General features: G+C 62.4%; 17 protein-coding genes. 11 read left to right on the top strand and 6 right to left on the bottom strand.

All coding sequences use genetic code 11. The features are described from left to right. The first annotated feature begins 690 nt into the window (after nucleotides 1-690). The 6 genes from CKW24_RS18635 (at nucleotide 691) to CKW24_RS18610 (ending at nucleotide 8,125) form a co-directional block, all read left to right on the top strand. Complete coding sequence (locus tag CKW24_RS18635) at nucleotides 691-2,448, top strand: carbamoyltransferase (protein WP_095169632.1); 1,758 nt, start codon at nucleotides 691-693, stop codon at nucleotides 2,446-2,448. Beyond that, nucleotides 2,432-3,562 carry a glycosyltransferase gene (locus CKW24_RS18630; RefSeq protein WP_095169631.1) on the top strand — a complete coding sequence of 377 codons (1,131 nt, stop codon included), beginning with the start codon at nucleotides 2,432-2,434 and terminating at the stop codon, nucleotides 3,560-3,562. The genes CKW24_RS18635 and CKW24_RS18630 overlap by 17 nt, the downstream gene beginning before the upstream one ends. Beyond that, nucleotides 3,562-4,458: an antimicrobial resistance protein Mig-14 gene (locus tag CKW24_RS18625; RefSeq protein ID WP_095169630.1), complete on the top strand. Its 897-nt coding sequence runs from the start codon at nucleotides 3,562-3,564 to the stop codon at nucleotides 4,456-4,458. The genes CKW24_RS18630 and CKW24_RS18625 overlap by 1 nt, the downstream gene beginning before the upstream one ends. A gap of 8 nt (nucleotides 4,459-4,466) precedes the next feature. Then, nucleotides 4,467-5,870, top strand: a complete 1,404-nt coding sequence (locus CKW24_RS18620; protein ID WP_095169629.1) for a PIG-L deacetylase family protein — start codon at nucleotides 4,467-4,469, stop codon at nucleotides 5,868-5,870. Between the two features lie 85 nt (nucleotides 5,871-5,955). Further along, on the top strand, nucleotides 5,956-6,912 hold the full coding sequence (locus CKW24_RS18615) for a glycosyltransferase (RefSeq protein WP_095169628.1): 957 nt from the start codon (nucleotides 5,956-5,958) through the stop codon (nucleotides 6,910-6,912). A 109-nt stretch (nucleotides 6,913-7,021) separates the two neighbouring features. Continuing rightward, nucleotides 7,022-8,125: a glycosyltransferase gene (locus CKW24_RS18610; RefSeq protein ID WP_095169627.1), complete on the top strand. Its 1,104-nt coding sequence runs from the start codon at nucleotides 7,022-7,024 to the stop codon at nucleotides 8,123-8,125. Here CKW24_RS18610 and CKW24_RS18605 read toward each other — a convergent pair. After that, nucleotides 8,111-8,716 (bottom strand): toluene tolerance protein, encoded by a 606-nt coding sequence (locus tag CKW24_RS18605; RefSeq protein WP_095169626.1) that lies wholly within the window; start codon nucleotides 8,714-8,716, stop codon nucleotides 8,111-8,113. The two genes, CKW24_RS18610 and CKW24_RS18605, sit on opposite strands and share 15 nt — an antisense overlap. Nucleotides 8,717-8,825: 109 nt before the next feature. Here CKW24_RS18605 and CKW24_RS18600 point away from each other — a divergent pair, with 109 nt between their 5' ends. The 3 genes from CKW24_RS18600 (at nucleotide 8,826) to hldE (ending at nucleotide 13,411) form a co-directional block, all read left to right on the top strand. Further along, on the top strand, nucleotides 8,826-9,998 hold the full coding sequence (locus CKW24_RS18600) for an O-antigen ligase family protein (protein WP_095169625.1): 1,173 nt from the start codon (nucleotides 8,826-8,828) through the stop codon (nucleotides 9,996-9,998). A 15-nt stretch (nucleotides 9,999-10,013) separates the two neighbouring features. Further along, on the top strand, nucleotides 10,014-11,822 hold the full coding sequence (gene msbA / locus CKW24_RS18595; RefSeq protein WP_095169624.1) for a lipid A export permease/ATP-binding protein MsbA: 1,809 nt from the start codon (nucleotides 10,014-10,016) through the stop codon (nucleotides 11,820-11,822). Between the two features lie 164 nt (nucleotides 11,823-11,986). Then, nucleotides 11,987-13,411, top strand: a complete 1,425-nt coding sequence (gene hldE, locus CKW24_RS18590; protein WP_095169623.1) for a bifunctional D-glycero-beta-D-manno-heptose-7-phosphate kinase/D-glycero-beta-D-manno-heptose 1-phosphate adenylyltransferase HldE — start codon at nucleotides 11,987-11,989, stop codon at nucleotides 13,409-13,411. A 44-nt stretch (nucleotides 13,412-13,455) separates the two neighbouring features. Here the strand turns inward: hldE and CKW24_RS18585 are convergent, their stop codons facing one another. The 4 genes from CKW24_RS18585 to CKW24_RS18570 form a co-directional block, all read right to left on the bottom strand. After that, complete coding sequence (locus CKW24_RS18585) at nucleotides 13,456-14,421, bottom strand: metal ABC transporter ATPase (RefSeq protein WP_095169622.1); 966 nt, start codon at nucleotides 14,419-14,421, stop codon at nucleotides 13,456-13,458. 43 nt (nucleotides 14,422-14,464) lie between these two features. Further along, nucleotides 14,465-15,277, bottom strand: a complete 813-nt coding sequence (locus CKW24_RS18580; RefSeq protein WP_095169621.1) for an aldo/keto reductase — start codon at nucleotides 15,275-15,277, stop codon at nucleotides 14,465-14,467. Beyond that, a complete protein-coding gene (locus CKW24_RS18575) occupies nucleotides 15,274-16,449 on the bottom strand; it encodes an FAD-binding oxidoreductase (protein ID WP_095169620.1) in 1,176 nt (391 codons plus the stop codon). The genes CKW24_RS18580 and CKW24_RS18575 overlap by 4 nt, the downstream gene beginning before the upstream one ends. Before the next feature lie 76 nt (nucleotides 16,450-16,525). Beyond that, nucleotides 16,526-16,858, bottom strand: coding sequence for a multidrug efflux SMR transporter (locus tag CKW24_RS18570; RefSeq protein ID WP_015093202.1), 333 nt, complete (start codon nucleotides 16,856-16,858; stop codon nucleotides 16,526-16,528). A 103-nt stretch (nucleotides 16,859-16,961) separates the two neighbouring features. On the opposite strand from CKW24_RS18570, the gene CKW24_RS18565 reads away from it, so the two are divergent. Together CKW24_RS18565 and waaA are read left to right on the top strand one after the other, a co-directional pair. Continuing rightward, nucleotides 16,962-17,852 carry a LysR family transcriptional regulator gene (locus CKW24_RS18565; protein WP_095169633.1) on the top strand — a complete coding sequence of 297 codons (891 nt, stop codon included), beginning with the start codon at nucleotides 16,962-16,964 and terminating at the stop codon, nucleotides 17,850-17,852. Nucleotides 17,853-17,875: 23 nt separating this feature from the next. Further along, nucleotides 17,876-19,156 (top strand): lipid IV(A) 3-deoxy-D-manno-octulosonic acid transferase, encoded by a 1,281-nt coding sequence (gene waaA / locus CKW24_RS18560; protein ID WP_095169619.1) that lies wholly within the window; start codon nucleotides 17,876-17,878, stop codon nucleotides 19,154-19,156. A gap of 149 nt (nucleotides 19,157-19,305) precedes the next feature. On the opposite strand, the gene CKW24_RS18555 is transcribed toward waaA, so the two are convergent. Beyond that, on the bottom strand, nucleotides 19,306-20,739 hold the full coding sequence (locus CKW24_RS18555) for a TolC family outer membrane protein (protein ID WP_095169618.1): 1,434 nt from the start codon (nucleotides 20,737-20,739) through the stop codon (nucleotides 19,306-19,308). Nucleotides 20,740-20,783 lie beyond the last annotated feature (44 nt).

The following is a 20,783-nucleotide window of genomic DNA, read 5'->3' as shown; positions in this document are numbered from 1 at the left end:
GGCCACCTCATGAACGCTACTGGCAGACAAACACTCTTCAATCAGTGATTGCTTGAGTGCTAGGTTGTATTTCGTCATGGAACACCCTCCCGAGGGGTCAGGTGTCCAACATTCGGGGGGCAGTTCAACGGCGGGTCACTTTTTTTTCAAGCGCCTAAAAAAAGTAACCAAAAAAACGCTTGCCCCAGGCGTACGGCCCCTCGCCTAGGCTCGGGGTACCTTCTCTACGGTATCCATCCGGGGGCATCGCCTCCGGTTTGCTTCGCTGCACCTCCTCTCGATGCATGCGGCTTCGCCGCACGGCGCTACGCGCCTCCCCCCGGATGGACACCTTCGCTCAGCCTGCCGATGGGGCGGGTGGATCAAGATCAAGAGCACGGCGACCTGACAGTCGGCCTGAGTGGTAAAAGCAGGCGAGGCGGCTAATGCCGATCAGTTAAGCGACGCCGACCATTGTGGGAGCGGGCTCGCCCGCGATGGCGATCTCCGCTACACCATAGATCCCGGCAATACCCCACCCCCCCCCGTAGCAGCTGTCGAGCCCGCGAGGCTGCGTTCGAGGACGCAGTCCTCGCCGCCCGTCATCTTTACGCTATAATCTCGCCCTTTAGCTGTTTCTCGCCTTGGTGCGGGGACACATTATTTCCAGGCGCACGTCGCCTGCATGCAGACTAAAGAGGCTAGACCCCTGTGGCATTGACGATTCTTGGCCTGTCCGGCGCCCTTAGCCATGATCCTTCCGCAGCGCTGTACATCGACGGCAAGCTGGTCGCGGCTGCTGAAGAAGAGCGCTTCGTACGCGATAAACATGCAAAGAACCGCATGCCTTACGAATCGGCGAAGTTCTGCTTGGAACAGGCCGGTATCAAACCTTCAGACGTTGACGTAGTCGCGATCCCGTTCGCCCCGATCAGCCTGTTCGGCAAGGCCCGCTGGCAGTACGCCAAGCGTTACTGGTACGCCCCGGATCGCGCACTTGACGCGATCCTGATGGGCAACCGTCGCTACAAGCGCTATCGCAACAAGATCGTCTGGTGCCTGGAGCAACTGGGCTTCGATCCGAAGAAAATCAAGATCGAGCCGGTCGAGCACCACTTGGCCCACGCCTCCAGCGCTTATCACTGCTCCGGTTTCAAAGAGAAAACCGCGATCCTGGGTATCGACGGCAAGGGCGAGTACGCCACGACCTTCTTCGGTTACGGCGAAAACGGCAAGATCCACAAGATCAAGGAATTCTTCGATCCGGACTCCCTCGGCGGCCTGTATGGCGCGATCACCGAGTTTCTCGGCTTTGACATGCTCGACGGTGAGTTCAAGGTCATGGGCATGGCGCCGTACGGTGACGCCAGCAAATACGATTTCTCGCGCCTGGCTTCGTTCGAAAACGGTGAGTTGGTGATCAACACCGACTACGCCAACGTCATCGGCCTGCGTCGCTATAAAGAGAAGGGCAAGGGTTACTACTTCTCGCCGAAGCTGATCGAGTGGCTGGGTCCCAAGCGCGAAGGTGACATCGCCGACGAGCCTTACATCCACTACGCCGCCAGCATTCAAGCGCTGTTCGAAAAAATTTCGCTGCAGATGATCGACCACTACCTGGGCGACGTGCTCAAGGAAACCGGCAAGCTGGCCTACGCCGGTGGCTGTGCGTTGAACGTCAAGCTGAACCAGAAAATCATCGCCCGCGACGACGTCAAAGAGCTGTTTGTGCAGCCTGCATCCGGCGATGCCGGCACCGCAGTCGGCGCCGCTGCCTATGTGTCCCACGCCCGTGGCGTACCGGTCGAGAAGATGGAACACGTCTACCTCGGCCCCTCGTACAGCAACGAAGACGTGATCGCCGCGTGTGCCCGTCACCCGAGCAAGCCTGCTTGGCGCAAGCTTGAGAACATGCCGGAAAACATCGCCAAGATCATGGTCGATGGCAACCCGGTAGCCTGGTTCCAAGGGCGCATGGAGTTCGGTCCGCGTGCCCTTGGTGGTCGTTCGATCATCGGTTGCCCGAGCGCCGTTGGCGTGGCTGACCGGATCAACCACCAGATCAAGTTCCGCGAGCGCTGGAGGCCTTTCTGCCCGTCGATGCTCGACACCGTGGCGCCGCAGATGATCAAGATCGATCACCCGGCCCCCTTCATGACCTTCACCTTCGAAGTGGCTGAAGAGTGGAAGACCCGCGTGCCGGAAGTCGTCCATGAAGACGGCACCTCCCGTGCCCAGGTGCTCAAGCGTGAGTACAACCCACGCTACTACGACATGATGAAAGCCCTGGAAGTGCTGACCGGCAACGGTGTGTCGCTCAATACCTCGCTCAACCGTCGTGGCGAACCGATGATCTGCTCGCCGACCGACGCGCTGAACATGTTCTTCGGTTCCGATCTACAGTATTTGATCATGGAAGACATTCTAGTGGTCAAAGACGGCGCGGACGCTTATGACACGCTCGGCTGAGCGCCATGTCCTGCAGTTCTGTCACGGCTATGACGGGCCGTTCCTGGACTGCGCCCGGCAGTACGCCAGCCTGTTTGCGGGCTCCGGTTATCGTGTGACCACGGTGTTCCTCACCGGGGTGGCCGATGCCGAAGTCGCAGCCGGCTGCGCGTCTGACGAAGTGCTGTTCATGGAATACAGCTCCAAGGCCATTCGTGGCCTGAAGCTGGGCGCGATTGCCGATCTGCGCAAGATCGCCCAGTCGCGCCAGTTCAGTTTCTGTATCGCCCACCGGTTCAAGCCGATCTACATCGCCTTGCTCGCCACGGCGCTGCCGGTGATTGGCGTGCACCACGCCTTTGGTGACTACCAGCGGCGTACGCGCAAGCTGTTTGCGCAGATTTTCCGCAAGCGTCTGAGCCTGCTCGGGGTCTCTGACGCGGTGCGCGACGACATGCGCCGCTGCCTGCCGAAATGGCCGGCGGCACGCATTCAAACGCTCTACAACCGTATCGATGTCGACGCCTTGCAGGCCAGCCAGCTGTCCTTCGCCCAGGCGCGGGAAGAGTTGGGCCTGTCGCCGGATGCCTGGGTGGTCGGCAACGTTGGCCGCCTGCACCCGGACAAGGACCAGGCCACGCTGCTCCACGGCTTTGCCCAGGCTTTGCCAGGCTTGCCGGTCGATAGCCAACTGGCGATTCTCGGCAGCGGCCGCCTGGAGCAGGACCTCAAGGAACTGGCCCGCGAACTGGGGATCGGCGATCGCGTGTTGTTCCTCGGCCAAGTGCCTGAAGCGCGTCGCTACTTTCGCGCCTTTGATGTGTTTGCCTTGAGCTCCGACCATGAACCTTTTGGCATGGTGCTACTCGAAGCCATGGCGGCCGGCGTGCCGTTGTTGGCTACAGCGTGTGGCGGGGCCAAGGAAGTGGTCGAAGGCGTCGGAATCCTGTTTCCCCTGGGCGACGCCGAACACCTGGCGCAAGGGCTGCAACACCTGGCCCGGATGGACCAGCGGGAGCGCCAGTTGTGCGCCGAGCTGATGCTTGAGCGCCTGCGCCAGCAATTTTCCGATCGCGCGGTACGCGAGGCGTTCTGGCGTCTGCCGCCTGTCATTGATCTGACGACGAGGGCTTGATGCTCAACCGATTCCAAGGCTGGCGCGAACGCGGCTGGTCCGTTGTCGACGCGTCGACCTATAGCGACGCCTGGCAACGTTGGGGGGGCAGCGTCGCGACTCACCCGCTGGTGGTCGAGCGCCTGGCTGACCTGGCCGGTATTCCCGTACGTTACCTGGCCTGGGAGCAGGGCGGCGAGCTGCAGGCGGCGATCCCGACCTGGGGCCGCGACCTGGCCTTGTCCAAGGATGTGCTCAAGCGTCATGGCAAGAAAGGTCTGTTTGACCTCGGCAATGCCGAGTTGATTCTGCCGGCCGCCCCCGATGCCCAGGCCGTGCTGCGCCATCGTGCCCGCTACTTGTCGGCGCTCAATGAAGGTCGTTTCACCGGCCTCAGGCTGCAAGCCGAGCAATTGGCGATGGCACGCACACCCGAAGAACTGTCGAAGAAATTTCGCTACAACCAGCGCCGTGAACTGCGCTTGCTGGAAGAAGCGGGCGGCGTGGTGCGGCCGGTCAGCGAGTTTTCCAGCAGCGAACTGGCCGCTATCTACTGCGATCTGTTCCAGCGCCGCTGGGGTTTCCCTGCCACGGGTGCGGCGCGCATGAGCGAGGTGCTGGAGTTGCTGCGCGAGTTGTTGATCGGTTCGGTGATCTTCCTCAACGATGCGCCGATTGCGATCCAGCTGGTGTACCGGGTGCAAGCGCCGCAGTGGATCAGCGTCGAGTACATCAATGGCGGGGTCGACCCCGAAACTCGCGAGTTCAGCCCCGGTAGCGTGCTGAGCTTTCTCAACACACAAAGTGCCTGGGAGCAGGCGCGGACAGTCGACAAGCCGTTGCGCTTTTCGTTTGGTCGCGCAGATCGTGAATACAAGGACCGTTGGTGCAATCCCGTGCCCGTCTTCACTGTATGAGCCAGCCCATGAGTCGCAAGCAGCAACTGCTCAAGCGTCATCGACGCAACAAACGCATCGGCCTGTTGATCACTCTGGTGCTGTTGGTCGGCATCGGCGTGCTGCTGGCCTGGTGGGTGCCGCTGGTGCTGGCGGTGCTGGCCTGGGTCGCCCACGAGGCCTGGTTCGCCGACCATTTGTTCTATTCGCCCAAGGACGATTACGTCTACAGCTTCCCGCCGTACACCCCGCAGCCCAAGGTTCGCCTGGACGGGGACCGGCTGTTGCTGGATGAGGGCGTGATCCTGGCGGACGACACCACGCTGGTCCTGGCCGTGCAGGTCAAGAGCACCTGGCTGGGGCGCTTTTTCGACCCGGTGGTCGAGCTGGCTGGCGGTAATCAGCCGGATCGGCAAGTCTTCGAGCGCGGGGTCAGCGGTCTGCGTTACCTCAACCTCAGTGGCCAGGCGCAGGTTCTGTCTGCCGGTCAGTTGCGCTTGCGTGGGCATTTCTGCCGGCTGGCCGGGGAGCCGCTGCTGTGGTCGATCGAACAACCGGACTACCGCCAGCAGCGGGTCATGGTGATTGCGCCCCATGCCGATGATGCCGAACTCGCCGCATTCGGCCTGTACAGCCAGGCTGCCGAGACCTGGATCGTTACCCTGACGGCCGGTGAAATCGAAGCCGAACATTATCAGGCGATGGGCCTGGACAAGGTCCAGGCATCGCGGCTCAAGGGCCGTCTGCGCGCCTGGGACAGTATTACGGTGCCCCGTTGGGCCGGTGTGCCAGAGGCGCACTGCGTGCAGTTGGGGTATTTCTGCCTGCAGTTGCCTGCCATGCAGGCGGCACCGCAACAGCCGGTGGCTTCCCGCGAGGCCGAGCTGGGCGATATCCGCGCCTTCCGCCGGTTCAACCCGTTTGAATTGCCGGGCGACTTCGACGGCCAGCCGACCTGGAACAATCTGCTGGCCGACCTGCGCGAAGTCCTGCTCAAGGCGCGCCCTGAGGTGATCGTGCTGCCCCACAGCTCGCTCGATCCCCACCCTGACCACATCTGTGCCCAGCAAGCGGTGCTGGAGGCGTTGCAGGGGCTTGAGTGGCAACCCTCGGTACTGCTCGGCTACGCTAATCACCTGCACGACAACGATCGCTGGCCCATGGGCGACTCCGGTGCCGGGATTGCCTTGCCGCCGGTGTTCGACGGGTCGCAGGTGCTGCAGCCGTATTGCCTGAGCCTGTCGCTCGAACAGCAGCGGGACAAGGCCATGGCGCTGGGCATGATGCATGACCTGCAGCCCCGCGCACCCTTCAAGCGGCGCTTGCGCCGTGGCTTGCAGCGCTGGCTGGCAGGGCGTCGGGGTTCGCCCTATGGCGAAAATGAGTTTTTCCGCAAGGCAGTGCGTCGCCACGAGCTGTTCTGGCGTTTGTAATTATGTATTGCGGGACATCTTTCTACTGAGATCGTGGGTTAATCTCTGCACTTTTTTTGGGCTGGCGGGCACTGCAAGGAAAACGATGAAGGTTCTATTTCTGGTGCAGAAAGAACAGCGGGCGATTCTCGACCGCTTGTATGAAGGCGTGGCCGATCATTGTGAATGCGACCTGCGGTGGCTCAGCAGTGACGAGCAGCGCAACCTGCGCCGCTACTTCCGTCGTGAAGTGGATGTGACGCGTTATGACCGCATCGTGTTTTTCCTGCGGTTCAAGCAGGAAATCCGCCAGGCGAGTTTTATCCGCACCATCCCCAACCTGGTGATCCTCGAGCACGACGCCTACCAGAACTACATTCCTTGCAAATACACCGGCAAGTTCAGTGCGCACTACCGCCGCCTGCCGTGGGCACGGGTCATCAGTTCCGGCTTCGTGGTCGCCGAGCGCTTGCGCCAGGAGGGCTTCGACGCGGTGTTCGTGCCCAAGGGCTATGACCAGAGCCTGTTGCAGGACCAGGGCCGGGAGCGCGATATCGAGCTGGCCTTCGTCGGCAGTACCAACAGCGTTGCCTACAGTGGGCGCAAGGCATTGCTCGACGAGTTGGCCAGTGTCGAACCGCTGGTGGTGACTCGCACCAAGTCCGGTGACGAGTATCGCGATACGCTCAACCGGATCCGCTTTTTCGTCAGTGCCGATGTCGGCATGGGCGAGTTCATGATCAAGAATTTCGAAGCCATGGCCTGCGGCTGCGTGCTCCTGGCCTTCGACCAGGGCGAGGCCGAGAGCCGTGCGCTGGGCCTGCAGGACATGCACAACATCGTGTTCTATCGTGACATTGCACAGTTGCAGGAAAAGCTTGCGCTGCTGCGTGCCGATCCTGGGCTGGCAGCCAGCATTGCCCGCAATGGCCGGGACCTGGCCGTCAGCCAGTTCAGTTTTGCGCGGGTCGGCCAGCGGATCGTCGAAGAGCTCCAGCCCCCGCTAAGACCGCGCGCGGCCTTGAGCCTGGTCGAACGAATTCGCCTGAAGTTGGGTATTTGACCGGGTATTCCAAGCGTTTGAGAGCATTTGAAACTATAACTGGCAATGACCAGGCACTGTTGGGGTCCAACAGTGCCTCAAGCCGATGTGGAAAAGGGTGCCCCGCTCGATGAGTATCCTCAATGTCATGTGGTCCGGTGGCTCAGCCTTTGCCTCCATCCACAAGGTTCATCGGCAGATTCTGAGCCAGGTGGATCCGACCATCACGGTCAATACCTGGCTGCTGTGCGGCGATAAGCAAGGCTGTGCCGCCGATATCGGGCAAACCCGGGAATGGCACTTGTCCTCCAGCCGGCTCAAGGGCAAACACGTCTGGAAACTGCTGCAGGGCAGGATGCGCGCGCACTTCCACCGCGCCCTCAAGGACACGGATACACAAGTGGTGTTGCTCGATGGCTTGGGCACTGCTCGCGCCTTGTTGCCGGTCCTGGAAAAACTGCCGTCGCTGCGTGCGGTGGTGCTGTTTCACGGGGAAACCCGGATCAGGGCCGCCGACCGTCAGTTGTTGGCGGGGTTCGATTCCTCCCGGTTGACCCTGGCGGCGGTTTCCCAAACCCTTGCTGAGTCATTGTCCAGCGCTCTGCATTTGCCGGTCATCACGTTGCGCAGTGCGCTTGACCCTGTCGACTTTCGCTCCCGCCTGCTGTCTCGCGAACAGGCCCGAACCCGTCTGCACCTGCCCACCGATGACACTCCGGTGGTGGGCGCAGTGGGGCGTCTGGTGGGTAACAAGGGATTTGCCTGCTTGATTGAGGCGTTTGCCATGGCGCTGATCGAGCGTCCGCGCCTGCACCTGGTGATTGTCGGTGAAGGGCATGCACGCGCCGCCCTGCAGGAGCGGATCAACCAGCTCGGCCTGCAGGGGAATGTCTCGCTGCCTGGGCACCTGGACGATGTGGCAAGGCTGTATCGAGCATTCGACTGGGTGGCGATCCCGTCGCTGGAAGAAGGCCTGGGCCTGATTCTGCAGGAGGCGGTACTGGCCGGTGTGCCAGTGTTGAGCAGCGAGCTTGCGGTGTTCCGCGAGCAGTTGGCAGAGGCGGGGTGGTACGCCGCGACAGAAGACACTCAAGCCTGGAGCGAGGCGCTGATCAAGACGTTCAGCGTCGCTCCCGAGCAGATTGCCCAGGCTCAATCGGCGGTACTGTGCCCGGACCGCGGGTGGCTGGAATTCAGCCAGGCAGCCCGGACCCTGTTGTCATGCCGGCAGTAGGGATTGCTCGAGAGTGTGCATTGGAAAGCTCTCGTTCAGCTTCTCGCGCTCAATATAGCGCGCGAAGTGTTGCAGGTTGCGCTTGACTAGATGCGGTGGCAGCGGCCCGCGGGTGAAGCGCATGTCGGCGACATCAATCAGGCCATACTGATTGTCGGGCGTCACCACGATGTTGCCCAGGTGCAGCGAGCGGAAGTAGACCCCGGCGCTGTGCAACTGGCGAATGAACAGGGTCAATGCGGGTAATGCCTGTTGCCAGTCGAAGCCTGCCTTGGCTGCAATCTGGCGCAAGGTTTCGCCAGGCAAGGGGCGGTAGAGGACTGCCGTCATGCCGGGCGTTTCCAGTTGATGGAATTTCAGCGTCTGCAGGGTCGGGATGCCGAGTTTTTCGAGCTGGGCGGCGTTCTCGATAAAGCGTTTCGAGTACGGGCGAAACAGGGCCGACGAGAGCAGTCGCTTGCGCCGGAACAGCTTGAGAATGTTGCCGTCCGGCAAAAGGAATACTTTCGGGCCGAAGCTGTCGGCTTCTAGTACTCTGGCGCCTTCAACCATTTGAGTTAAAGCGGCGTGTGGAAGCCGGAAGCATTGCATGTAGGAAGCCTTGTAGAAAAATGGGGCGTATGTGCGATCAATGATGCCGAAAAGTTGTTGTTTTAACCATGCCGTGTTGGCACTTGGATTTTTCAGCGGGAGCGGGTAGATGCAGGAAACGCGTTGGGCGCAGGTTTGGATGGCGACAGGTCTTCTATGGTTTTTGCTCGCTATCGCGTTCGCTCCAACCAACAAGATTTACCAGCAAGGGTTGGTCGCGTTTCTCTGGTTGCCGACCCTGTTTCTGGCCTGGTCGGCACGGGCTCGACTGGCTGAGCTGTGGCAAGCGCAGCGGGTGCTGTGCCTGGCAGTCCTGGCGCTGGGAGCCTGGGCGCTGCTGACCCTGCTCTGGACCCAGGATCCCGAGCCATCGCGCGGCGCCAAGCGTGCGTTGTATGTCATTGTCTTCCTGCTGTTTTTCCCGGTACTTGCCAATACCCGCCCCGAGCGGGTGATTCGCATCATGCAGTGGGGCGGCCTGGGGCTGGCCTTGACGGCGGTGCTGGCGGCCATCAAGTTCTACCTGGTCGACGATAACCTGTGGACCGCGCGCCTGGTTGGCCTGGGCCAGTTGGCTCATCCTATCCTGGGTGGTTATGTGCTGGGCCTGGCAGCTGTCTGGCTGGCGCACTGGATCCCGCAGGAGCGCTGGAAACAGGCGGTCTGGGTGGTGGCGCTGGCATTCCTGTGCGGGTTTGTCGTGCTGTCCCAGAGCCGAGGGGCGGCATTGGCCCTGTTGCTGACGTTCGTCAGCATGCCGATCTGGAGTCGCGACCGCCACAGCCGTCTGATCGCCGTCGGCGCACTGACGATGGCGATGTTCGCATTCTGGCTGCTGGAGCCTTTGGTGATGGCTCGGGGCGCCTCATTCCGCCCGCAAATCCTGATGGCCAGCCTGGACATGATTGCCCAGCACCCGTGGCGTGGCCTGGGCCTGGGTTCGGCCTACTCGGTGTTTACCGAAGGCCATGAGTTCGATCACGCCCACAACCTGTTTACCCACATCACCATCGAATTGGGGCTGCCTGGGCTGCTGCTCTGGTGCGTGGTCTGGTTTGCCGTGCTGCGCGAGGCGTGGCGGGCACGTGATACGGTGTACGGCCGTGGCATCATCGGGATCTGGATGTTCTCGTTCCTGGCCATGCAATTCGACGCGGCGAGCATCAGTGGTTCGCCGCGTGCCGAGTGGTTCATCAGTTGGTTGCCGGTGGGCCTGGCCAGCGTTTTGGTATGGACACAGGCCAAGTTCCAAGCCTGTGATAAAATTCCGCGTTCTACCTAAGAAGTGAGCTCTACGATGAGTGCAGCACCGCCCAATGCGGAACAGGATTCAAGCCTGAAAATCTATTTTCGACTGCTGGGGTATGTAAAACCCTACGTAGGCATTTTCCTGTTGAGTATCCTGGGCTTTGTGATATTTGCCTCCACTCAACCGATGCTGGCCGGGATTCTCAAGTACTTCGTCGATGGCTTGAGCAACCCCGAAGCCGTGCTCTTCCCCAATGTGCCGTTCCTCCAGGACCTGCAGTTGCTGGTGGCCGTGCCCCTGCTGATCATTCTGATCGCGGCGTGGCAGGGACTGGGTTCGTTCCTGAGTAACTACTACCTGGCCAAGGTTTCCCTGGGCCTGGTGCATGACCTGCGGGTGGAGCTGTTCAACAAGCTGCTGGTATTGCCTAACCGCTATTTTGATACCCATAACTCCGGGCATCTGATTTCCCGCATTACCTTCAACGTGACCATGGTCACCGGGGCGGCGACCGACGCCATCAAGGTGGTGATTCGTGAAGGCCTGACAGTGATTTTCCTGTTTGCCTACCTGTTGTGGATGAACTGGAAACTGACCCTGGTGATGCTGGCGATCCTGCCGATCATTTCCTTCATGGTCGGCAACACCAGCAAGAAATTCCGCAAGCAGAGCAAAAAAATCCAGGTGGCCATGGGGGACGTGACCCATGTCGCTTCCGAAACCATTCAAGGCTATCGCGTGGTCCGCAGCTTCGGTGGCGAAAGCTACGAAGAGCAGCGTTTTGCCCGGGCCAGCCAAAGCAATACCGACAAGCAGCTGCGCATGACCCGCACCAGCGCCATCTACACCCCGGCGCTGCAGCTGGTGATCTATACCGCCATGGCCTCGCTGATGTTCCTGGTGCTGTTCCTGCGCGGTGATGCCACCGCCGGTGATCTGGTGGCCTACATCACCGCTGCCGGTTTGTTGCCCAAGCCAATCCGCCAGCTGTCTGAAGTCAGCTCGACCATCCAGAAGGGTGTCGCCGGTGCTGAAAGCATCTTCGAGCAACTGGACGTCGAGCCGGAAGTCGACAGCGGCACAGTCGAGCGCGAGCGCATCAGCGGTCGCCTGGATGTGCACAACCTGAGCTTCACCTACCCGGGTACCGATCGGGAAGTATTGAAAAACATCAGCTTCAGCGCAGCCCCCGGGCAGATGATCGCGCTGGTGGGGCGTTCGGGCAGCGGCAAATCGACACTGGCTAGCCTGATTCCACGTTTCTACCATCACGAAAGCGGCAAGATCCTGCTCGATGAGGTCGAGATCGAAGACTATCGCCTGCGTAACCTGCGCAAGCACGTGTCCCAGGTCACTCAGCATGTGACCTTGTTCAACGATACGGTCGCCAACAACATTGCCTATGGCGACCTGGCCGGCGCGCCTCGCGAGGACATCGAGAAGGCCGCTGAAGACGCCTATGCCATGGACTTCATTTCCCAGTTGCCGCAGGGCCTGGACACTGAGGTCGGGGAAAACGGCGTGCTGCTGTCAGGTGGTCAGCGCCAGCGCCTGGCCATTGCCCGCGCCCTGTTGAAGAACGCGCCATTGCTGATCCTCGATGAGGCGACTTCCGCCCTCGATACCGAGTCCGAGCGCCATATTCAGGCAGCCCTGGATAAAGTCATGAAGGGCCGCACCACTCTGGTGATTGCCCACCGGTTGTCGACCATCGAGAAAGCCGACCTGATCCTGGTCATGGATCACGGCGAAATCGTTGAACGCGGTACCCACACCCAGTTGCTGGCCCAGGGCGGGTACTATTCGCGCCTGCACGCCATGGGCCTGGATGAGCCGACTCCGGCCGGTATTGCCTGATAACGACAGAGGGGTGAGCCTGGCTCACCCCTCTTAGTTGTCTGAATTGTTTAAAAAATAATCAATTTCACAGTCTGCATCACAGCCGATGAAGCTCTCGAACTAGCCAGCGTTCACCCTGTGCTAATATCGCGCCCCTGTTCATTTTGTATGTGGGTTGCACCATGAAGTTGTCCATGCCGCGATTCGATCAAGCCCCTGTCTTGGTGGTCGGCGATGTCATGCTCGACCGTTATTGGCATGGTGGTACCTCACGGATTTCTCCTGAGGCACCGGTGCCGGTGGTCAAGGTCGAGCAAATCGAAGACCGCCCGGGCGGTGCCGCTAACGTTGCGTTGAACATTGCTGCGCTCGGCGCGCCAGCGTCCCTGGTCGGCGTGACCGGTGACGACGAAGCTGCCGACAGCCTGACCAACAGCCTCAAGGGCGCTGGTGTGCGGGCGTTGTTCCAGCGCATCGCCCACCAGCCGACCATCGTCAAGCTGCGGGTCATGAGTCGTCACCAGCAACTGCTGCGTATCGATTTCGAAGAACCCTTCGCCACCGACGCCCTGGCGCTCGGCGCCGAGGTCGATAATCTGCTCGAAGGCATCAAGGTGCTGGTGCTGTCCGACTACGGCAAGGGCGCCTTGAAGAACCACCAGGTGCTGATCCAGGCGGCTCGTGCCCGTGGCATTCCGGTGCTGGCCGACCCCAAGGGCAAGGACTTCTCGATCTATCGCGGCGCCAGCCTGATCACCCCTAACCTCAGCGAGTTCGAAACCATCGTCGGCGGTTGCGTCGATGAGCACGACCTGGTGAGCAAGGGTGCCAAGCTGATGCACGACCTGGATCTCGGCGCGTTGCTGGTGACCCGTGGCGAGCACGGCATGACCTTGTTGCGTCCCGATCATCCGGCGCTGCACCTGCCGGCGCGTGCCCGCGAAGTATTCGACGTGACGGGTGCCGGCGATACGGTGATTTCGACCCTGGCGGCGGCGATCGCGGCTGGCGAAGAACTACCCCACGCAGTGGCACTGGCCAACCTGGCGGCGGGCATTGTGGTCGGCAAGCTGGGTACGGCGGCCATCAGTGCGCCGGAATTGCGTCGGGCGATTCAGCGTGAAGAAGGCTCGGAGCGCGGCGTACTGGGGCTCGAGCAACTATTGCTGGCCGTCGACGATGCGCGTGCGCACAACGAGTCGATCGTCTTTACCAACGGTTGCTTCGATATTCTCCATGCGGGTCACGTGACCTACCTGGAGCAGGCGCGGGCCCAGGGCGATCGCTTGATCGTCGCGGTCAACGACGACGCTTCGGTGAGCCGCTTGAAAGGCCCTGGCCGACCGATCAACAGCGTTGATCGACGGATGGCCGTACTGGCGGGCCTGGGCGCGGTGGACTGGGTGATCAGCTTCCCTGAAGGCACCCCGGAAAACCTGCTGACCCAAGTCAAGCCGGACGTGCTGGTCAAGGGTGGCGACTACGGGATCGACCAGGTGGTCGGCGCCGATATCGTCAGCGCCTATGGCGGCACGGTGAAGGTGTTGGGGCTGGTGGAAAACAGCTCGACTACCGCGATCGTCGAGAAGATCCGCAAGACCGAGTAAGGCTGAGCCGGTGCGAGGGCTTGCTCCCTCGCCACCGCCCGCGTTTATCGGGTCGCCTTGCGCGGCACGATTTTCTTCAGCAGTTGCCTGGCCTTGCCGGTCAGGCGGCTCAAGCCTGACGGCTTGCCTGGCTGGCTCAAGCCTTGTTGCTTGAGCCAGTCCTTCCATTTGATTCGTTCATCGCGTACCAGCCAGCCTTCCTGCCGGGCAAAACTCTCGGCCAGGTACAGACCACGCGTGCTCGCCGGGTACAACTGATCCTTTTTCAGGGTGTAGAGCTCGGGCAGCGGCTGACCATCCTTGAGGGGCATCAGGTACAGGTCCGGGCGCTTGCGATCCAGGCGGGCGACCAGTTGATCGCCTTCCAGGCGCTCGTCGACATGGAACAGGCTCAGGGACTTGGCTTCCTTGGGCACATCCAGGCGCAAATCGTAAATCAGTTGCAGCGACGCCGTGGGCAGGTGCACGTAGGCCCGTGGGCGCTCAATCAATTGCAGGTTGGCGCAGCGCACCGGGCGTGCCGCGCCCGACTCCGGGGTCAGGCGAAACGGCATGGCTTCGCGGTAATGCAGGGCGGTGGCATAGGGCGCTGGCAGCCAGGTGTCGTTGAACCGACCGCCGAGCCAGCCTTCCGGGGTTTCCAGCAGGCATTCTTCGGCGATCTCCTGAATCGCCGTGTGCAGCGGCAGATTCAGCTCGTGGGCCGGAACGTAACCGGAAATCAGCTTGAGCACCACATCGCCACGGTCCTGGCGGCGTTGGCGCACCAACACCCAATAGTCGCGATTCTGCCAATGCAGGGTCAGGCGCACTGACACGCCGAGGTTGGCCAGCTCCAGGGCAAAGTGTTCGGCATTGGCCACCGTGACCGGGCGTCGACGTTGCAGGGTCTGGGAGAAGTTGAGCGGCATCCCGACGCTCTGGTAGCTCAGGCCTTCGGGAGTCGCTTCGACGTATAACGGCAGGGTCTTGAAGTTGCTGGGGTTCTTTCTTATGAGCGTGCGCGGCATGTCGGCTCCTTCTTGCGTCGGGGTCGGCCGCCTCGGCGGCGGTTCAACGACTGGCTAGGACTTGAGCAACGGTCGCCACATTGTGGGCGAGGTGCAGCGGATTGATGGTCCCGACAATAGCACTGGCAACCCCGGGTTGGGCAAACAACAACTCGAAGCTGGCACGTACCGGGTCCACCCCCGGACTCAGGCACACGTGACCGCTGGCCAGGGCTTTTTTGACCAGGATCGCTTTGCCGTGTGCAGCAGCGTAGTCGATCACCGGCCGCTCGGCCTGTTCGTTGAGATTGTACGTGACCATGGCGCAATCGCCCTGTTCCAGAGCCTTCAGGCCGCCTTCGACGGTTTTTCCGGAGAAGCCGAAACCGCGAATCTTGCCCTCGGCCTTGAGCGCGGCGAGGGTCTGGTAGACCTCACTGTCGTTGAGGATCGCCAGGTCGTTGCCGTCCGAGTGCACCAGCACCAGGTCAATAAAATCCGTTTCCAGACGTTGCAGGCTGCGCTCGATCGAGAAACGGGTATGGGCGGCACTGAAATCGTGGCGCGACTGGCCGTCGGCGAACTCTTCACCGACCTTGCTGACAATCACCCAGTCTTCGCGCTGGCCACGCAGCAGCGGGCCGAGGCGTTCTTCGCTGCGGCCATAGGCGGGGGCGGTGTCGATCAGGTTAATGCCCAGGTCGCGAGTCAGCTTGAGCAGCATGCGCGCTTCGTCGTCGTCGGGGATCTGGAAACCGTTGGGGTACTTCACCCCTTGATCGCGACCCAGCTTGACGGTGCCCAGGCCCAGTGGCGAAACCCGCAGGCCGGTGCTGCCCAGCGGGCGGTGCAAGTCGTGCAGAGTGGCCTGGCTCATGGCAGCAGTTGCTCCCAGGCCGGTACCGCCATGGGTGGTTTCGGCAGGTCGGGCAAGGGTGCTGGGTGGCTCGGCTGGATGCCGTCGCGCTGCAGGGCAGCGAGCACCCGGTCAGCAAAGTCCGGGGCCAGCGCCAGCTTGGTTGGCCAGCCCACCAGCAGGCGGTCCCGCTCGGCGAGGAAGGCGTTGTCGGGACGGCTCAGGCCCGACTGCTGCGGCTCGGCGCGATCGACGCGCAAGGTTGCCCACTGCGCCTGGCTGAGGTCGATCCAGGGCAGCAGTTGCCCGAGTTCTTTTTGCGCGGCGGCGATTTGCGCAGCGGGTTCGCGTGCTACACCTTCGGCTTCCGCAATATCACCGCCCAGGTACCAGACCCATTGACCATCGGCCGTCGGATGGGTGGTGACGGTGATGCGCGGTTTTGGCCCGCCGCCCAGGCAATGGGCGTACAGCGGCTTGAGGCTCGGGCCCTTGACCAGGATCATGTGCAGCGGCCGGCATTGCATGGCCGGCTGGCTGAGGCCCAGGGCGGCGAGCAGGTCGGCATTGCCGGCGCCGGCGCTGAGGACGATGCGTTGCGCGCGGATCTCCCGCTCGTCGACCCGCAGGCCGACCAACTGACCGTCTTCCAGCAACGGTTCGATCTGCTGTGCAGCCAGCAGGCCATCACCGGCCAGTTGCGCCAGGCGGCTGATCAGGCTGGGGACATCGACAACCAACTCGGCCAGGCGATAGACCTTGCCCTTGAAGCGTTTGTCTTGCAGGGCTGGCGGCAATTGCTCGCCCTTGACCTGGTCGACCCGTCCACGCACGGCCTTGCTGGCGAAGAAACTCGTGAGGTTGCCGGCCAGGGTGCCGGGGGACCACAGGTAATGGGCTTCGGAGAGCAGGCGCACGCCGGACAGGTCCAGCTCGCCGTCACCGGCCAGGGCCTCGCGCCAGCGCCGCGGCATGTCGGCGATGGCTTCCGAGGCGCCTGTCAGGGCGCCATGCAGCGCGTACTTGGCGCCGCCATGGATGATTCCCTGGGATTTGACGCTCTGCCCACCGCCGAGGCTGGCGCTCTCCACCAGCACGGTGGCAAACCCCTGGCGGCGCAGGCGTGCATTCAGCCAGAGCCCGGCAACCCCAGCGCCGACAATCAGTACGTCGGTGGAAATAACGGATGGCATGCGGCGACCTCAGTGTTCAAGACTAGGGGCGCAGTATACAGATTCATGCCGAGCGCTATGTAGCGGCTGCCGTGGGTCAGTGCCCGGCGGTTTTCGAGAACAGCTGGATCACCACCACCCCGAGCACGATCAGCGCCATGCCCAGCATGGCCGGAACATCGAGCTTCTGCCCATAGATGAACAGCGCGGCGACGCTGACCATCACGATGCCCATGCCGGCCCACACTGCATACGCCACGCCGACGGGAACGCTGCGCACCACCAGGGTCAACATCCAGAAGGCGATGCCATAGCCGACGATCACCAGCACCAGTGGCAGGGGCGTGCTGAAACCTTTGACCGCTTTCATCGAAACAGTGGCAATCACTTCGGCACAGATGGCGATGGCCAGGTAGTAGTAAGCGGTCATGGGTCAATCCTCGTATGAAGTGTTGCTTTCTGAGGTCGGCATTCTAGTGATTCCTTAGATGCGGTAAAGTCATTACCTATCTGATTTGAAGATGGGTTACAGCATGAGTATTCAGTGGAACCTGGAACAGATGCAGTTGTTCGTCAGCGTCGCCGAGCAGCGCTCGTTTTCTGCCGTGGCCCGCGACCAGCGCAAGGCGCAGTCGGCGGTCAGCAGTTCGATTGCACTGCTGGAGGCGGACCTGGGTGTCAGCCTGTTCGAGCGTAGCAGCGGCCGCCAGCCACGGCTGACCGAGGCCGGCAGCGCCTTGCTGGAAGAGGCGCGGGAAGTGTTGCGCCAGTGCGAGCGTCTCAATGGCCGGGCGCAGGCCTTGATGCGTGGCCAGGAGGCGCGCCTGCGCCTGGCCCAGGACGAGGCGATGCCCTATCAGCCGGTGCTCGACAGCCTGGAGGCGCTGGCTGAGCAATTCCCCAGCCTGGAGGTGCAACTGGCCAGTGCCGCCCAGGGCGATGTCGCGCGCAAGCTGGTCCAGCGCCAGGCCGACCTGGGCCTGCTGTTTTATCACGAGCAGATCCCTGAAGCGCTGGAGCGGCGGGTGCTGGGCAGTGTCGAGATGGTCACCGTGTGTGGCGTGGGGCATCCGCTGGCGGCGGGTGGCCAGGTCAATTGCCAGCAAATGGCCCAGCACCGGCAACTGTTGATGGCCACCCATTCCAGCGTCTACCCCGGCAGTGAACAGGCCAGTCCGCAGGTCTGGCGCGCCGACAGCTTCTACGTGCTGGCGGAATGGCTGATGCGTGGCCTGGGCTGGGGTTGGTTGCCCCGGCACGTGGTGCAGTACCCCGCGTATCAGGGGCAGATGGTCGAACTGCTCAGCGAGTGGACGCCGCCGGCGCTGGTGGTGGAGCTGGTCTGGCGCCGCGATGAGACGCTGGGGCCGGCGGCGCGGTGGCTGGCCGAACGTTTTGCCGTGCAGTTGCAGGCGATTGGCTGAAAAAGTCGATAAACTCCGGCCCCATGAACAGAACCCTCTATACCGCATTGTTTTACCTGGGGCTGCCATTGGTGGCGATTCGACTGTGGCTGCGCTCGCGCAAGGCGCCGGCGTACGCCAAGCGTATCGGCGAGCGATTTTCCATCGGCCTGCCACCGATGGCGCCCGGCGGGATCTGGGTGCACGCGGTGTCGGTGGGCGAGAGCATCGCCGCGGCGCCGATGATTCGTGCGCTGCTGGAGCGTTATCCACAGCTGCCGATTACCGTCACCTGCATGACGCCGACCGGCTCGGAGCGAATCCAGGCGTTGTTCGCCAATCAACCGCGGATCCAGCACTGCTACCTGCCGTACGACTTGCCTTGTGCCGCCGCGCGTTTTCTCGACCGGGTCCAGCCCAAGCTGGCGGTGATCATGGAAACCGAGTTGTGGCCCAACCATATTCACCAATGCGCCAAGCGCGCGATTCCCGTGGCGCTGGCCAACGCCCGGCTCTCCGAACGCTCGGCCAAGGGCTACGGGCGTTTTCGCCAACTGACGCAGCCGATGCTCGCCGAAATGAGCCTGTTCGCTGTGCAGACCAATGCCGAAGCCGAGCGCTTCCGGGCGCTAGGGGCGCGGGCGGAAACGGTCGAGGTAACGGGTTCGATCAAGTTCGACCTGAGCATCGACCCGACCTTGCTGCAACGCGCCAGCGATCTGCGTGAGCAATGGCAGGCGAGCCAGCGACCGGTGTGGATCGCCGCGAGCACCCATGAGGGTGAGGACGAGGTAGTGCTGGCGGCTCATCGGCAGTTGCTCGCCAGCCACCCGGACGCGTTGCTGATTCTGGTGCCGCGTCACCCGGAGCGCTTCAACTCGGTGTTCGAGCTGTGCCAGCAGCAGGGTTTCAACACGGTCCGGCGCTCCAGCGGCGCGCCGGTCAACGCCGATACCGCGGTGCTGCTCGGCGACACCATGGGCGAACTGCTGTTTCTCTATGCCTTGGCGGACAGTGCATTTGTCGGCGGCAGCCTGGTGCCGAACGGCGGGCATAACCTGCTGGAGCCGGCGGCATTGGCCAAGCCGGTACTCAGTGGCCCGCACCTGTTCAACTTCCTCGAGATCGCGGCGTTGATGCGCAATGCCAAGGCCCTGCAAGAGGTGGAGGACGCCCATGGGCTGGCGGTGGCGGTGCAGCGCCTGTTCGAACTGCCGCGCGATGCGCAGCAAATGGCCGAAGCGGGATTGACCGTGATGCGCGCCAACCAGGGCGCGTTGCAGCGGTTGCTGGATGGGTTGGGGCGGTTGCTCGATAGGTCCTGAATACACCGAGCGCCTTGTGGGAGCGGGCCGGGCGGCGCTCCGCTTGCCCGCGATGGCGGCTGCTCAGTCACATTGATGTCGGATGTGCCGCCGCCATCGCGAGCAAGCCGCAAGCGGGCGCTCGCTCCCACAAGGGTTTGAGTGTCAGCTCAAGGTCGGGCTTTCAACTGCTCGGCCGCAGCCTTGGCCAGGTCCGGTGGCAGGAAGTCCTTGTCCGGGTTGTAGTCGGCCTTGAGGTAGCGCTTGAGGTCTTGCAGGTCGCCCGGGCTCAGGGTGCCGGCCGCCTGTTTCAGGCGCAGGTTGTCGAGGATGTAGTCGTAGCGGCTGTTGTTGTAGTTGCGCACCGAGGTGTACAGCTGGCGCTGGGCGTCGAGCACGTCGACGATATTGCGGGTCCCCACTTGATAACCGATTTCAGTGGCTTCCACCGCGCTCTGGTTGGAGATGATCGACTGGCGGCGCGCTTGCACTTGCTCGACATCGCTGTTCACCGCGCGGTGCAGGTTGCGGGTGTTCTCCACCACCTGGCGGCGCAGCGATTCACGTTGTTGCTCGCTCTGGTCCAGGCGTGCATACGACTCGCGGACCTGGGAGTTGATCAGGCCGCCGCTGTAGATCGGAATGTTCAGCTGCAGGCCGACGGTGGTCTGGGTCACGTCACCACTGTAGGGCTGGCCAAAGGCACTAGGGTTGCTGAAGCCGAAGGCGTCGTTGTCACCCTTCTTGTACTGCGCCACGGCATCGACGGTCGGTGCGTGCCCGGCCTTGCGTTGCTTGAGGGTCTCTTCGGCCGCGCTGACCGCGTAGTTGCTGGCCAGCAGGTTGAGGTTCTGCTGGGCGGCGGTGTCGACCCAGGCCTTGGCGTCATTGGGCGCCGGCGGCAGGATCGGCAAGGTGTGGACGATGCCCTGGATCGAGTTGTACTGCCGGTTGGTCAGGGTGATCAGGGCCTCGAACGCGTCATCCACCTGTTGCTGGGCGAGGATCCGGTTGGCGCGGGCAGTGTCATAGCTGGCTTGCGACTGCAGCACGTCGGTCTTGTCCGAGAGGCCGACGTCGAAGCGCTCGTTGGACTGGTCCAACTGGCGCTTGAAGGCGGCTTCTTCGGCTTTGGTCGAGGCCAGGTTGTCCTGGGTGCGCAGCACGTTGAAGTAGGTCTGGGCGGTCTGCAGGATCAGGTCCTGCTCGGTGGCCGAGAGCTGCAACGCGGCTTGTTCGTTGACATCCTTGGCGGCCTGGAACTGGAACCAGCGGTCGGCGCGAAACAACGGCTGGGCCAGGGTTGCCTGGTAGAAATGCGCGTTGCGGTTGGCAATGGCCGCCGGAGTGTCGATGTCGGTGCGCACGTTGGCGATTTCCGCACCACCGGAGAGGTTCGGCAGCAGGCCGGCGCGCGACTGGGGCACGACTTCCTTTTGCGCGCCGTATTGGGCACGGGCCGCCGCGAGGTCGGCGTTGTTGTCGACTGCCTCCTGGTAGACGCTGACCAGGTCGGTCTTGGTCGACAGGGGCGTGTCTGCTGCCCAGGCCATTCCATTGGACGCACAAGACACGGCGAGAGCCAGTGAGAGTTTGCGCAGCATGAGGCGATCCCTAGAATTGAAAATGCGACAAGAAATAGAGCGCC

The sequence above is a fragment of the Pseudomonas sp. Irchel 3H3 genome, from assembly GCF_900187635.1.
In the GTDB taxonomy this organism is placed as follows: domain Bacteria; phylum Pseudomonadota; class Gammaproteobacteria; order Pseudomonadales; family Pseudomonadaceae; genus Aquipseudomonas.
This window is presented reverse-complemented; position numbering and strand designations above follow the sequence as displayed.

Excerpts from the sequence above, each read along its gene's own strand:
- CKW24_RS18600 (WP_095169625.1), top strand. The coding sequence starts at position 8,826 with ATGCAGGAAACGCGTTGGGCGCAGGTTTGGATGGCGACAGGTCTTCTA.
- CKW24_RS18565 (WP_095169633.1), top strand. The coding sequence starts at position 16,962 with ATGAGTATTCAGTGGAACCTGGAACAGATGCAGTTGTTCGTCAGCGTC.
- CKW24_RS18570 (WP_015093202.1), bottom strand. The coding sequence starts at position 16,858 with ATGACCGCTTACTACTACCTGGCCATCGCCATCTGTGCCGAAGTGATT.
- CKW24_RS18620 (WP_095169629.1), top strand. The coding sequence starts at position 4,467 with ATGAGTCGCAAGCAGCAACTGCTCAAGCGTCATCGACGCAACAAACGC.
- CKW24_RS18575 (WP_095169620.1), bottom strand. The coding sequence starts at position 16,449 with ATGCCATCCGTTATTTCCACCGACGTACTGATTGTCGGCGCTGGGGTT.
- CKW24_RS18555 (WP_095169618.1), bottom strand. The coding sequence starts at position 20,739 with ATGCTGCGCAAACTCTCACTGGCTCTCGCCGTGTCTTGTGCGTCCAAT.
- hldE (WP_095169623.1), top strand. The coding sequence starts at position 11,987 with ATGAAGTTGTCCATGCCGCGATTCGATCAAGCCCCTGTCTTGGTGGTC.
- CKW24_RS18605 (WP_095169626.1), bottom strand. The coding sequence starts at position 8,716 with ATGCAATGCTTCCGGCTTCCACACGCCGCTTTAACTCAAATGGTTGAA.
- waaA (WP_095169619.1), top strand. The coding sequence starts at position 17,876 with ATGAACAGAACCCTCTATACCGCATTGTTTTACCTGGGGCTGCCATTG.
- CKW24_RS18585 (WP_095169622.1), bottom strand. The coding sequence starts at position 14,421 with ATGCCGCGCACGCTCATAAGAAAGAACCCCAGCAACTTCAAGACCCTG.
- CKW24_RS18615 (WP_095169628.1), top strand. The coding sequence starts at position 5,956 with ATGAAGGTTCTATTTCTGGTGCAGAAAGAACAGCGGGCGATTCTCGAC.
- CKW24_RS18625 (WP_095169630.1), top strand. The coding sequence starts at position 3,562 with ATGCTCAACCGATTCCAAGGCTGGCGCGAACGCGGCTGGTCCGTTGTC.
- CKW24_RS18610 (WP_095169627.1), top strand. The coding sequence starts at position 7,022 with ATGAGTATCCTCAATGTCATGTGGTCCGGTGGCTCAGCCTTTGCCTCC.
- CKW24_RS18630 (WP_095169631.1), top strand. The coding sequence starts at position 2,432 with ATGACACGCTCGGCTGAGCGCCATGTCCTGCAGTTCTGTCACGGCTAT.
- msbA (WP_095169624.1), top strand. The coding sequence starts at position 10,014 with ATGAGTGCAGCACCGCCCAATGCGGAACAGGATTCAAGCCTGAAAATC.
- CKW24_RS18580 (WP_095169621.1), bottom strand. The coding sequence starts at position 15,277 with ATGAGCCAGGCCACTCTGCACGACTTGCACCGCCCGCTGGGCAGCACC.